The 12,628-nt window shown below is 68.5% G+C and carries 14 protein-coding genes; 6 read left to right on the top strand and 8 right to left on the bottom strand.

All coding sequences use genetic code 11. The annotated features are described in order from the left end of the window. Positions 1-51 precede the first annotated feature (51 nt). Positions 52-1,689 carry a helix-turn-helix transcriptional regulator gene (locus tag SHK19_RS14185; RefSeq protein WP_322936606.1) on the bottom strand — a complete coding sequence of 546 codons (1,638 nt, stop codon included), beginning with the start codon at positions 1,687-1,689 and terminating at the stop codon, positions 52-54. A 224-nt stretch (positions 1,690-1,913) separates the two neighbouring features. Here SHK19_RS14185 and SHK19_RS14180 point away from each other — a divergent pair, with 224 nt between their 5' ends. From SHK19_RS14180 to SHK19_RS14170, 3 genes are all read left to right on the top strand, one after another. Further along, the gene (locus SHK19_RS14180) at positions 1,914-2,375 is read left to right on the top strand and encodes a hypothetical protein (protein WP_322936605.1); all 462 of its coding nucleotides are present in this window, start codon (positions 1,914-1,916) and stop codon (positions 2,373-2,375) included. Between the two features lie 176 nt (positions 2,376-2,551). Further along, positions 2,552-2,809: a hypothetical protein gene (locus SHK19_RS14175; protein ID WP_322936604.1), complete on the top strand. Its 258-nt coding sequence runs from the start codon at positions 2,552-2,554 to the stop codon at positions 2,807-2,809. Between the two features lie 2 nt (positions 2,810-2,811). Then, positions 2,812-4,113: a DUF6895 family protein gene (locus tag SHK19_RS14170; protein ID WP_322936603.1), complete on the top strand. Its 1,302-nt coding sequence runs from the start codon at positions 2,812-2,814 to the stop codon at positions 4,111-4,113. 50 nt (positions 4,114-4,163) lie between these two features. Here SHK19_RS14170 and SHK19_RS14165 read toward each other — a convergent pair whose 3' ends face one another. The 3 genes from SHK19_RS14165 to SHK19_RS14155 form a co-directional block, all read right to left on the bottom strand. After that, positions 4,164-4,688, bottom strand: a complete 525-nt coding sequence (locus SHK19_RS14165) for a 2'-5' RNA ligase family protein (protein WP_322455625.1) — start codon at positions 4,686-4,688, stop codon at positions 4,164-4,166. 171 nt (positions 4,689-4,859) lie between these two features. Beyond that, entirely contained in the window at positions 4,860-5,081 is a 222-nt protein-coding gene (locus SHK19_RS14160) for a hypothetical protein (RefSeq protein WP_322936602.1), read from the bottom strand. A 97-nt stretch (positions 5,082-5,178) separates the two neighbouring features. Next, positions 5,179-5,580, bottom strand: coding sequence for a nuclear transport factor 2 family protein (locus SHK19_RS14155; RefSeq protein ID WP_322936601.1), 402 nt, complete (start codon positions 5,578-5,580; stop codon positions 5,179-5,181). A 319-nt stretch (positions 5,581-5,899) separates the two neighbouring features. Here SHK19_RS14155 and SHK19_RS14150 point away from each other — a divergent pair, with 319 nt between their 5' ends. Together SHK19_RS14150 and SHK19_RS14145 are read left to right on the top strand one after the other, a co-directional pair. Continuing rightward, positions 5,900-6,103 carry a cold-shock protein gene (locus SHK19_RS14150; RefSeq protein WP_183100600.1) on the top strand — a complete coding sequence of 68 codons (204 nt, stop codon included), beginning with the start codon at positions 5,900-5,902 and terminating at the stop codon, positions 6,101-6,103. Between the two features lie 220 nt (positions 6,104-6,323). Then, the gene (locus tag SHK19_RS14145) at positions 6,324-7,439 is read left to right on the top strand and encodes a zinc-binding dehydrogenase (protein ID WP_322936600.1); all 1,116 of its coding nucleotides are present in this window, start codon (positions 6,324-6,326) and stop codon (positions 7,437-7,439) included. Between the two features lie 73 nt (positions 7,440-7,512). On the opposite strand, the gene SHK19_RS14140 is transcribed toward SHK19_RS14145, so the two are convergent. Together SHK19_RS14140 and SHK19_RS14135 are read right to left on the bottom strand one after the other, a co-directional pair. Next, positions 7,513-8,934, bottom strand: coding sequence for a pyridoxal phosphate-dependent decarboxylase family protein (locus SHK19_RS14140; RefSeq protein WP_322936599.1), 1,422 nt, complete (start codon positions 8,932-8,934; stop codon positions 7,513-7,515). 322 nt (positions 8,935-9,256) lie between these two features. Then, complete coding sequence (locus tag SHK19_RS14135; protein ID WP_322936598.1) at positions 9,257-9,799, bottom strand: GNAT family N-acetyltransferase; 543 nt, start codon at positions 9,797-9,799, stop codon at positions 9,257-9,259. Between the two features lie 49 nt (positions 9,800-9,848). Here SHK19_RS14135 and SHK19_RS14130 point away from each other — a divergent pair, with 49 nt between their 5' ends. Further along, on the top strand, positions 9,849-10,844 hold the full coding sequence (locus tag SHK19_RS14130; RefSeq protein WP_322936597.1) for an aldo/keto reductase family protein: 996 nt from the start codon (positions 9,849-9,851) through the stop codon (positions 10,842-10,844). On the opposite strand, the gene SHK19_RS14125 is transcribed toward SHK19_RS14130, so the two are convergent. Continuing rightward, entirely contained in the window at positions 10,841-11,431 is a 591-nt protein-coding gene (locus SHK19_RS14125) for a DUF3043 domain-containing protein (protein WP_322936596.1), read from the bottom strand. The two genes, SHK19_RS14130 and SHK19_RS14125, sit on opposite strands and share 4 nt — an antisense overlap. A gap of 19 nt (positions 11,432-11,450) precedes the next feature. Beyond that, positions 11,451-12,626 carry a quinolinate synthase NadA gene (gene nadA / locus SHK19_RS14120; protein ID WP_322455621.1) on the bottom strand — a complete coding sequence of 392 codons (1,176 nt, stop codon included), beginning with the start codon at positions 12,624-12,626 and terminating at the stop codon, positions 11,451-11,453. Between the last annotated feature and the right edge of the window lie 2 nt (positions 12,627-12,628).

The raw sequence follows: 12,628 nt of genomic DNA, 5'->3' as shown, positions 1-12,628 counted from the left end.
GGAACTGACCAACTTGCGATGCCCGGGGATGGTGAGGATTGAGTAGTTGCCTCAGGTCAGGCGGTGTTCGAACGCGTACGCCGCCGCCGCGGTTCTCGTGGAGACTCCGAGCTTGCCGAAGATGTTCTGCAGGTGGCGTGCGACCGTGTGCTCGCTGATGACCAGTGCCGCCGCGATCTCGCTGTTCGACCGGCCGGACGCCACCAAACGGAGCACGTCGATCTCGCGAACGGTGAGCCCATCGTCCATGCGGTCGCGCCCGACCAGCGCATCGACCCGCGCCTGATCGGGCTTGGCGCCGAGCTGACCGAACGCCGCCCGAGCAGTGTCCAACTCGAGCTCGGCAGTGTCGTGATCGCCCAGGCCGCGACATGCCAGGCCGATCAGAACCCGGGCTCGGGCTGCTTCATAGGGGACCCCCAGACGCTGCCACGCCGCCAGCCCGGGTCGCAGTGCCATCAATGCCTCCCGCGGCTCGTCGCGCGCCACGAGGAGCGCGCCCTTGGCACAGTCCGCCATCGCCGCGACGGCGCCACCGACCGTGGACGCGATCGCCTCGAGGTCGTCGACCGCCGCTCGGGCCCGATCGAGCTCGCCGACCGCGACGGTGATTTCCACGAACGCGGGCAGCAGGCGGGCGCGACGCAGCATCTGCGTCGACTCCCCGGTCGCTCGCCGGATGGCGGCCGCGGCGGAATCCCTGCTGCCCTGCATCAGGCGCAACAGGGCAAGGCCGGGCTGTGGTTCGAATCCCAACGCGTTCGCCTCGCGGAAGGATCTCTCGGCCGCGGCGAAGTCACCCGCAAGACGATGGATCTCGCCCTGCACATAGGCCGCCTTCCCCCGAACGAGCTGGTTCAGCTGGCCCGCAACGGTGTGTCTGGCCGCGGCCCGCTCGCTCTCCTCGTGGGCGATCGCCCAGGAGCCGCTCAGGTGATGCAGTTCTGCCCGGTGGACGAGACAGAACCCGAAGTGCTCCTCCATCTCCGGCTGGCCTTCGCACCAACGGGTGAGCGCCTCGGTCCATTCGCGGGCGTGGTCCAAGGCGTAACCGTCAACGCAGTACGCGATCGTGTTGCAGTAGACGATCCCGGTAACCACGGGCGACAGCTGGCCCTCGATGGCGACGACGAACATCTCATCGACCAGTCGCAGCCCGTCCGCTACCCGGCCCATGTTGATCAGGGCACGTCCCTGATCCCCGCGGGCGAGCCAGAGCAAGTCTGCGTCGTCGAAGCGGCGGGCGATGTCCGCGGCTTCACCAGCCGTCGCGTAGCCCGACTCATAGTCCCCGATCCCCATCTGCTGCAACCAGGCGGGGATGAGCATCCAGCCTCGCTCGGCGCCGTCCTCGCCGGATTCGTCGAAGATTCGCTGCGCACGAGCGAACCAACCGCCGGCGGGGACGGTCTGACCTCGAAACAGGAGGCTGTGGCCGATCCAGAACGCGAGCCGGACCGCGGGCAACGCCGCACCGGCCTCGAGATGCGCCCGGTATGCCCGTTCGAGGGCGGCCACGTAGGCGTCCGTGTCACCAACCATGTACGCGGACCGACCCAGCGCCTCGAGATCCTGCGCGGACAGAGCGGCCGCGCGATCGGCCTCGGACAGCGCTTGAAACGCCTCTCGCCAGGCCGCCCGCACATAGGCTTTCCGTCCGCGATCGAGGACTGCGACGGTGTCCGTCACCGGCTCAGCGTAGCGCCGGAGAGCACATCACGCCCCGGCGCTGGACCAAGGGTGATCCACCGACTCGACGCTGCAGTTCGACCCGCGAGCGCCACAAAGGCCGGACAGTCCCTGCAAGGAGTTGGCGCACCTTATTGTCAGTTGCGGTACGGGTTGAGTGGGGCGTTGTGTCGCCCGGCGCGCGGACCGTACGGTGGCACTAATCCGTAGGGGGCATGATGACGATGGCAGAGCAGGACGCCCGCCGGGCTGCAGAGGGCACCAGCGCAGTCGCCCGGCTGCTCGAGGTCGCTGCCCGCAATGCCGACGAGCTCCTCGCGGAGTCGAGGGCCGAGGCTGCCTCGATCGCGGCCAAGGCGCAGAGCGATGCGGACCGGCTCACCGGGTCGAGCCAGGTTCAGGCGGAACAACTGAAGGCGTCGGCCAGTGCAGAGGCCGACCGAGTCCTGGCTGAGGCCCACGCAGAGGCCGAGCGGGTGCGCGCCGAACTGGAGGAGGCGCGGGCAGAGCAGAGCGCCGAGCTCGACCGGCAGCGCGCGACCGTGCTCGGCGACCTGGCTGAGCAGAAGGCCGCTCTGGAGGCCGAGGTCGCGCGGCTGCAGCAGGTTGAGCAGGATCTTCGCGATCGGATGCGCAGCTACCTGACCCAACAGCTCGCGCAGATAGAGCCGACCACTCCGCGCTGAGGCCGAGCGCCTCGGAGCTCCTATGAAGACGGGGCAGTAGTCCCGCGGAGCCTCCGCCACCCTTGTTCGACATGCGTGTGTATCAGAGCCGCACTCCCGTTCTCCTATCTGATACCGGCGGCCGCCGGTCACAACCCTGCCGGTGCTCGCTTGCCGGCTCACAGAGGAGAACGAACATGCACAACTCAATCTCACACGAGGACATCGCGGCTCGATTTATCGAGTCGGGTTCGCTGGACTTCGACGCCGTCGGCGCGTTCGTGTCGAAGATCGGCCCCGAGCTCGCGACGCGTGACGACGGCTTGCACGGCGTCATCTACGGACGGTTCAACATGCTCGCCTGCTTCCTCCGCGCCGACGACCTCGGCAATGTCTTCGGTGGCCTGCGCGGTGGCGCCGGGCTGGCGCAGGCCGTCGATCTGCAGAACGGCTGACAATGCTCTGCGTCGATCAGTCGACGCCGCAGGGCCAGGCCGCGGCAGGCGTCGCGGTCTGGCCCACAGCGGATCTTGAGCAGCGTCTTGTCAACGCGCTGGACTTCGCGGCTGTCGCGGTGTCCGATTTTGGCGAGACCGGGTACGACGACGCAGTGCGGCCGGCGCTCAGCTTCGGGCCCGAGAAGGTGGTGGCGGAGGCTGCGATGCTCGCCTATGCGGCGCACGGGGCGAGCCACTCGAGTGCAGTAGGCGACCGTGTCACGGCCCTCGTCCGGCAGCTCGACCCGCTGGTGCGGTCGCCGCGAGCGCTCGCCGACATGGCCTTGAATCCGGATCAAGTCTTCCGGCGAGCCGTTCCCCACGTACTCCTTACGGCAATGGGCCATCCCGACGACGCCTTCGACGCGTTCGCGTCCGACGTGTGCGCCCGCGTCCTCTCCCACGCCGTCGATCAGCCCACGACCGTGCTCGCGGAGCGCCGCTGGATCACCTCCGTGTGGAGTCGTCGACTTCCGACCGTGTCGTACCCGCCTTCCGGCACCGTCCTTACGCACCCGTTCGACCTGCTGGTCGGCTCCCGGGAGGACCCTTACGGGCTCACCCACCTGCTGTTCTACGTCACCGACTTCGGCCGCACAGCCAACCCGGAGCTCGGCCGCACCCGCGATGCGATCCTGGCCGAAGTCGAAGCGCTGGTCCTTCGATACCTCGACCACGGCGACTACGACCTCGTCGGCGAACTGCTGATGGCGTGGCCCCAGTTGCATGAGGCGTGGTCGCCCGTGGCCGCGTTCGCCTTCGACGTGCTCGCCCACGTCGAAGACGAAGTCGGCCTCCTACCCTGCGGGAACATCGACCCTGAGCGCCTCGCCAGCCTTGCGGGCACAGAGCGAACGCGGTACGCCCGCGCCGCCTCCTACCACACCGCTTTCGTCATGGGCTTCCTCTGTGCAGTTACGCTCCGTGGCGAAGTCCAGCCGCCCACTGCCTTTGTCGCACCGGAGTACCCGGACAACGCGTGGCGAGCGCTCCGCGCCATGCTCGACGATCATCCGGGCGACTGGTTGCCCGTGTTCGACCGCAGGAACGAGGCAGAGAAGCGCATGATGGCCCCGATGCTGTGTGGCCTCGTGATCACCCAAGCGATGCGCCAGCGGAACTTCGCCACCATGCACGATGCGATCAGGATGGCACGACAGTTCGGGTTGCCTGCGCAACCGTTGCGGTCAGCGGCGGCCGACCTCCTGCGGATACTCAGCGCCGCCTTGCAAGCAAGTACTCCGGACGAGCTTGAAGTGTGAGCACCGCACCCTGCCGTTTCGCGGCGGACAACGCACGTTCAGCACGTGGGTCACGGGATGTGGGGCAGCGGCCAGGTCTGGCCCGTGGCGCTGTCGACGATTGCGGCTCTGTTGACGCGGACGGTCAGCGGCAGGACGTCGGCGATCGCCTTGACCACGGTGGCCAGTTGGGCGCCCTGGGCGCGCGTTGCAACCGAGACGTGCGGCACCCAGTGGCCCGTTTCGTAGTTGCGGTGCAACTCCGCTCCAGTGGCCTTGAGTGCGGTAACGATGCGCCATTGGCGCAAGGCCATGTCGGCGGTGACCGCCGGCGCGAGCGCCGCCCGGCCACGCGGGAAGGCGAGCGTGCCGTGGAACGACATCGTGAAGGGCTCGGCGGCTGGAAGTGCGGAGAGCGCCTGCTGTGCTCGCGCCAGGTCCCAGCTGCGAAGCACGACATAGGACAAGTGCGGGTGATGGCGGCGATGCGTGTGGGTAGCCAGTGTGGAGACGCCCGCATCCTCCAGTCGTGACCACAGGTCCCGTAGTAGGCGGTCCGACCGGGTGTCGAAGAGCAGGCAAACGGCGAGTGCCACTTACCCAGCATGGTCCGCTCGCTGGGTCTGGCTCCAGGCCAAACCCCCTGAACCCGCACAAATGCCGGCCGGTTCGAGACACCGTACGCGGCGGTGTGACGCAGGTCGTTCGATGCATGGATCGGGCCTAGATCCGGGCGGGTGCGGCGGACTTCGTCCCGAGCGGTGTTGTCAGTCGCCGCTGACGTCCGCCGCGAGGCTGTCGCGCAACCGCGTGCCGCGCCAAGCGCAGAAGGCCACTGCGAGCAGGAACCCGGGCCAACTCAGGAACAGGCCGAGTGCTCCGCCCCAGGTGTCGTTGCGAACGGCCGGGTGGCGGTTCGTGTACCAAGCACCGACAGGTGAAGCCGACATGAAAACGACCATCCAGACTGCGGGAAGCAACACGTCCATCGCCGGAGCATAGTTCATTCAGCCTCCGCTCGAGGCGACCCAGATTCGACAGATCCGGATCTGTAGTCGACCCGACTCGCGGCGAAGTGACGCAGGTTCACATGCGACGCGGTCGCTCAACCGTGGGAAGCCCGGCGTCGTTCCGGTAGGTCCGGATCCTCGCGATCTGGTTGTCGACGACGGTGAACAGGTGGGCGACGCCGCTCACCTTGTCCCCCTCATCGGTGTGCAGGGTGGACACCTGCTCGATGAGCACGTCGCCGCCAGCGGCTACGGCGTTGACGGTCTCGGTCGTGAGGCGCGCGCTGGCGTTCGTGCCAGCGCGCAGTCGGGCGACCACGGCGTCAGCCCCGGTGTGTGCTGTTCGCCATGGCTCGTTGGTCCAAGGGCTAACAAGCCGAATCTCCACCTCGTCCGCGAGGTAGGCGCGGATCGCCTCGAAGTCATCCTCGACGCCGGAGGTTCGCGCTCGCTGGGCGGCCTCGACGTAGGCCAACACGAGCTCGACGGGATCACTCATGACCGCATCAAAGCATCATCCGGCGGCGCAGGCCGTTCGCAGCGGCATGACCCGGGTGGCGGGAGCGCGGGTCATGCGGCCAGGCTCGGGCGAGTTCCGCCGAAGTCCTGAACACGCAACCGATGCCCTATCGTGGACCCTGTTGAAGGGACGGCTGTGCAAGCCGTCCTGGCCGCACACGATGTCGCGGCTCGTATCTAGTACCCCTGGTTTTCGGTTCGCTGGACATCAGCACAGGTGGATGTCTTCAGCGCCTCGAGGGCACAATGCCCCCGACACGGAAACAAGGGAAAAGATCATGGCTCAGGGAACCGTCAAGTGGTTCAACGCCGACAAGGGTTTCGGCTTCATCGCGCAGGATGGCGGCGGCGAGGACGTCTTCGTCCATTTCTCCGCTATTCAGTCCGGCGGCTTCAAGTCTCTCGACGAGAACCAGAAGGTCGAGTTCGACCTCGCCCAAGGCCCCAAGGGGCCGCAGGCTGAGAACGTCCGCGTCTCCTGATTCCACCGCGAAGAGCCCCGACCCGCGTGCGAGGTCGGGGCTCTTCGTGCGTGGGTCCGCGACCGGCCTTTAAGCGGAAAGACGCCGGTCCATCGGTGGATGGTTCGTTTCGAGTCAATGGTCGCCGGTCTCCGGCGGAGGGCGCGAGTGTCGCGGAATAGGCTGCCGGCGAGTCCACCTCTCTAGCGAAGGAACCGCCATCACCGAGATACCGGCCACCATGCGCCAGCTCCGGAGCCTGGTCACACCGGAGCGCGAGCTGCGGCTGTCGGTGGAGGCCGTGGACACACCGCCGCCGGGGGAGCGGGAGGTGTTGGTTCGGGTTGAGGCGGCGCCGGTCAATCCCTCCGACTTGGGGCTCCTGCTGGCGATGGCCGACGTCTCTCAGGCGGTTGCGGGCGGATCGTTGGACGACCCGACCGTGACGGCACCGATCCCGGAGCCGGTCATGCGCTCTTTGGCGGCGAGGGTCGGCGAGGCCATGACCGTGGGCAATGAGGGGGCCGGTGTCGTAGTCGCGGCGGGGGCGTCGCCGGAGGCAGAAGCGCTGCTCGGCCACAAGGTGGGGTTCATCGGCGGCGCGACGTACGGCGAGTACTGCCTGGCCTCGCCGCGGATGTGCCTGCAGCTGCCCGAGGGCGCCAACGCGGTTGACGGAGCATCGTCGTTCGTGAACCCACTGACCGCCCTGGGGATGGTCGAGACCATGCGCAACGAGGGGCACACCGGGCTGGTGCACACCGCGGCCGCGTCCAACCTCGGGCAGATGCTCAACCGGATCTGCCTGGCCGACGGCGTACCCCTGGTCAACATCGTCCGGCGTCCCGAGCAGGCCCGGCTGCTGCGGGAGCAGGGGGCCGTGCATGTATGCGACTCCAGCGAGTCGACTTTCGAGGTCGATCTGGTCACGGCGCTCAAGAACACCAAGGCGACCCTGGCGTTCGACGCGGTCGGCGGCGGGACGTTGGCTGGCCAGATCCTCAACGCAATGGAGGCGGCCATCGTGGCGCCCGACGCGCCATACAGCCGCTACGGCAGCGACGTGCACAAACAGGTCTATGTGTACGGCGCCTTGGACCCGCGGCCCATCGAACTACGCCGCCGGTTCGGCTTCGCCTGGGGTGTTGGCGGCTGGCTGCTGACGCCGTTCCTCGCGCGGACCAGCGGCGAGGACCTGGTCCGGTTGCGGCAGCGGGTCGCCGCCGAGCTCACCACGACGTTCGCTAGTCACTACACCGACCAGATCTCGTTGCGCGAGGCTTTGGACGTGGAGACGTTGCAGCGATACGCGCGCCAGGCAACCGGGGAGAAGTTCTTGCTCCGACCGCAGGGCTGACTCACCTGAGCTTGGGTTCGAAGAGTCGCGGACGTGGACAGCCGCACGCGGAATGACGTACGTCTTCCGTCGCTCACGAGGACGACGGACGAGTGCCGGTTGGTGGGGCAGCACGAAGGACCTCCCCGATCACAGCAACGATGTCGGCGTCGGTGGTGCGGTGGTTGGTGATGCAGGCACGCAGTACGAAGTGCCCGCGAACGGTGGCGTTGGACAGGTAGACGCGACCTCGTCGGTTGATCCGGTCGAGCATCGCGGCGTTGACCACGTCCAAGGTGGCCGGGTCGCCGCCGACCCAACGGAAACAGACCGCCGAAAGCGGAACCTCGGCAAGTCGCTCGAGGGTGGGCTCGGCGTCGACCAGTGCAGCGAGCCGGCGGGCCTGTCTCATGTTGTCGGCGATGGAATCCCGGAAGGCCTCAAGGCCGTGATAACGCAGCGAGAGCCAGAGCTTGAGCGCCCGCACCCGCCGGGAGAGCTCCAGAGTCTCCTCGAAGAACACTTGTCCCTCGACTGGGTCGGCGCTGAGCGAGGCGGCGTAGTCATCGGTGAGCGAGAACGCACGCTGGGCGGCATCTGGGTCGCGGTAGAGAAGCGCGCTGCAGTCCAGGGGCTGGTAGAGCCACTTGTGCGCATCAAGGGACAACGAGTCCACATCACCCAACCCGTGGAACAGCTCCGGTGCCACCATGGCCGCGGGGGCGCCGTAAGCGCCGTCGACATGGACCCAGAGGTCCTCTGCCCTGGCGACTTCGACGATCGCGGCGAGGGGGTCGATCGCGCCGGTCACGATGGTGCCGGCGTTGGCGACCACCGCGATCGGCGTACGACCGGCGGCCCGGTCCGCAGAGATGGCATGCCGTAGGGCGCCAGGATCCAGGCGCATAGCCGCGTCGGGCGGGATCAGGCGAAGGTTTTCGCGACCGAGCCCCAGCAGCGCCACTGCCTTGCCGACCGACATGTGCACCTCGCTGGAGGCGTAGACGACCCCAGTCGGCCTTCCCGTTTCGTTGGCGGGCGCCTTAGCCTCCCGGGCCATGGCCAGCCCCATCAGGTTGGCCAGAGATCCGCCGCTGGTGAGGGTTCCGGAGAAACCGGGGCAGCCAAGTGCGTCAGTCAGCCAACCGATCAAGCTGCGCTCGATGACCGCGGTGGCAGGTCCGGAGCGCCAGGCGGTCGCGTTCTGGTTGAGCACCGACGCGAAGAAGTCGCCCAGCGCCGCCACCGGCTCGCCCGAGCCCATCACGTAACCGAAGAAGCGACCGTTGCCGACCCTGCTGTGCCGGGCCACCTCGCTCAATTCGTCCAGCGCGGCCGCTCCCAGGCCCTGCTCGGGAGCCGGGCCGGCAAACAGGGCCATGCTCTCCGCCCCGGTGGTCGCGGGTCGGATCGGCGCCGAGTCCAAGCCGTGCAGGTGACGAACAACCTCCGCACTGACCCGACCGGCCAGCTCGGCGAACTCGTCGGGAGAAATCTCAAGCGGCGACGATGGCATGAAGGCAGTCTCGCCGTGCCAGCCCGGCCACGCCACAAACCCGGGCAGACCGACCACGTCTGCGCCGAAGGCGCGCCCTCCCGCGAGACGGGCCCGGTCGAAAACGCGTGGCCTTCAGGACATCTCGGGGACGTGCAGCTGCGCGAACCAGGTCGAACCGGTGTGCGTCGACGATCTCGCCGCCCGCGTCGCCCACGGCCCGGCCGCGCCTCTCGTCGGCCGCCGTGCTACGGCATTGTTCGACGATGCGTCGTTGTGGGCGTAACGACGCGCACGGCGGGTCGAACGTCGCCGATCGCGACGCGAGCAAAGGGTGCGACGCTCAGGCGGTCGCGGTGTGCAGCCGCACCTGCTTCACCGTGCCGGCACCGGTTTCGTCGGCGAGCTCGCGGGTGGCGCCGTCGGCGTCCCAGCCCGCGCTGGTGAGGAACGCACGCAAGGCGTCGTCGGTGCTGTCGACCCAGGTGGTGACCCGGGTGAAGCCGTCGGCGAGGAGCGTGTCGACGGCCGCCTGGAGCAGGCGCGAGCCGTGGCCCTGCCGGAGGTGACCGGGGTCGATGGTGAACTCGCCGATCTCGCCGTCGACGGCGGGGTCGGCGTCGGGGTCGGTCGCCGGGCCGGTCAGGGCGAAGCCGACCACCCGCACCCGTTCCAGGGCCACCAGTGCGCGGTGCCGGGCTTCCGGCGGACGGGTCAGGGACGCCTGCCACGCGGCGGCGTGGGTCTCCGGGTCGAGCCCGCGCTCGGCGAGCAGGCTGGGCAGCAGTGCGTCGTACCGACGCTCCCACGCGCGGAGCTGGACGGCGGCGATCGCGGCGGCGTCCTGGGACCACGCCACGCGGACGGAGACGTCGGCGGTGGTCATGCACTCATCCTCGCAGGGGGCCTTTCCCGCCCTGGATAGGGTCGGCGACATGGAGATCCGCAACCTCGGTGCAAGCGGCCTGAAGATCTCGGCCATCGCCTACGGCAACTGGCTCACCCACGGTTCCCAGGTCGAGGAGGACGCCGCGCTCGCCTGCGTCCGGCGGGCCCTCGACGAGGGCATCACCACGTTCGACACCGCCGACGTCTACGCCAACACCGCCGCCGAGAGCGTCCTCGGCAAGGCGTTGGCGGGGGAGCGGCGCGAAGGCCTCGAGATCTTCACGAAGGTCTTCTGGCCGACCGGCCCGGGCGCCCACAACGACAAGGGCCTGTCGCGCAAGCACATCCTGGAGTCGATCGACGGCTCGCTGCGCCGGCTGGGCACCGACTACGTCGACCTCTACCAGGCGCACCGCTACGACCACGGCACCCCGCTGGAGGAGACGATGGTGGCGTTCGCCGACGTCGTCCGGGCCGGCAAGGCGCTCTACATCGGTGTCTCGGAGTGGCGTGCCGAGGAGATCCGGGCGGCCGCCGAGCTGGCCCGCGAGCTGCGGGTCCCCCTCGTGTCGAACCAGCCTCAGTACTCCCTGCTCTGGCGGGTGATCGAGCCCGAGGTCGTGCCGACCTGTCGCGAGCTGGGCATCGGGCAGATCGTCTGGTCGCCGATCGCGCAGGGCGTGCTGACCGGCAAGTACCTCCCCGGCCAGGCGCCGCCGGCCGGCTCGCGGGCGACCGACGACAAGGGCGGCGCCGACATGATCTCGCGCTGGATGGAGGACGACGTGCTGGAGAGGGTCCAGCAGCTGCGCCCGATCGCGGACGGCGTCGGGCTCAGCCAGGCCCAGCTGGCCGTGGCCTGGGTGCTGCAGAACGACAACGTCTCCGCCGCGATCATCGGCGCCTCCCGCCCCGAGCAGGTCACCGAGAACGTCAAGGCCGCGGGCGTCGAGCTCGACCAGGCGACGCTCGACGCCATCGACGAGGTGGTGGGGCCGGTCGTGACCTCGGACCCGGCGCTGACCAGGTCGCCCCAGCTCTAGCGGTAGGTGTCCGGGAGGTCCTGACCGATCTTGACCTGGGCCTTGGGCATCCGCATGAACTTCATCTGCAGCGAGCGGATGATCGCGTAGTAGGTGGTGCCCTTGACCGACTCGCCGGGGAACCGGCGGGCGAGCTCCTTGCGGAGCCGGAACCGCAGGATGACCATGTCGACGAACACGAAGAGGAACGTCGCCATCATCACCATGTAGCTCGCCTGCACCATCGACGGGTTGCCGGAGTAGCCGAGGATCATGGTGACGACGAGCAGCGGGATGAGCAGCTCGACGATGCTGAACCGGCTGTCGACGTAGTCGCGGATGAAGCGCCGCATCGGCCCCTTGTCGCGCGGCAGCAGGTACTTCTCGTCGCCGGACTTCATCCCCTCGCGGATCGTGCGGCTGTTCTCGCTCTTCACCTCGCGGGCCCGGGCGGCCATCTCCTTGCGGGTGCGCGGAGTGCGGGCGCGAGCCTTCGCGAGTGCCTCGGCCTCCTTGCGCTTGGGGGTGGGGCGGCCCTTGCCGCCGGGCTTGGGATCGACGACATCGACGACCTCGGCCTCGGACTTGGTACGGCGGAACACGCTCATCGGCACAGAATTCCCATCGTCAGTCTCGGTGGCTCTTGCCCGGTAGGTCGAGCATCCGCTGCAGCGCGACCAGCGCCTCCTGCTCGGTCTGCGGGTCGACCTCGATCCGGTTGACCACCACACCCTCGACCAGCGACTCCATCGCCCACACGAAGTGGGGGAGGTCGATCCGGTTCATGGTCGAGCAGTAGCAGACGTTGCGGTCGAGGAAGACGATGTTCTTGTCGGGGTGCGCGTCGGCCAGGCGCTGCACGAGGTTGAGCTCGGTGCCGATCGCCCAGCTCGAGCCGGACGGCGCCGCCTCGATGGTCTTGATGATGTACTCGGTCGACCCGACGAAGTCGGCTTTGAGCACCACCTCGTGCTGGCACTCGGGGTGGACGATCACGTTGAGGTCGTCGATCTTCGCGCGCAGGTCGTCGATGACGTCGGCAGAGAAGCGGCCGTGCACCGAGCAGTGGCCCTTCCACAGGATCATCTTCGCGTCCCGCAACTGCTCCGCGGTCAGCCCGCCGTTGGGCTTGAACGGGTTCCACAGCACGCAGTCGTCGAGGCTGAGGCCGAGCTTGAGCACCGCGGTGTTGCGCCCGAGGTGCTGGTCGGGCAGGAAGAGGACCTTGGCATCCGGCCCCTTCTGCTCGTAGGCCCAGTCGAGCGCCACCTCGGCGTTGGACGACGTGCAGACGATGCCCCCGTTGCGCCCGCAGAACGCCTTGATCGCGGCGGTGGAGTTCATGTAGGTGACCGGCACCACCTGGTCCTGGACGCCGGCCGCGGCCATCGCCTCCCAGGCGGCCTCGACCTGTGCGATCCGGGCCATGTCGGCCATCGAGCAGCCGGCGGCCAGGTCGGGAAGGATCACCTGCTGCTGCGGGCCGGTGAGGATGTCGGCCGACTCGGCCATGAAGTGCACGCCGCAGAAGACGATGTACTCGGCCTCGGGGCGCGCCGCCGCGTCGCGGGCGAGCTTGAACGAGTCGCCGGTCACGTCGGCGAACTGGATCACCTCGTCGCGCTGGTAGTGGTGCCCGAGGACGAACACCTTGTCGCCGAGCGCCTCCTTGGCCGCTCGCGCACGGGCGACGAGATCGGGGTCGGACGCCGCGGGCAGGTCGCCCGGACACTCGACGCCACGCTCCGAGAGCGGGTCGGTGCCGCGGCCGAGCGGCAGCAGCGGGAGGTCGACGGTGGTCATGG

Origin of the sequence: Nocardioides bizhenqiangii (assembly GCF_034661235.1) — a bacterium.
GTDB lineage: Bacteria > Actinomycetota > Actinomycetes > Propionibacteriales > Nocardioidaceae > Nocardioides > Nocardioides bizhenqiangii.
Note: the sequence above shows the minus strand (reverse complement) of the source record. Positions and strands in the feature narration are given on the sequence as shown.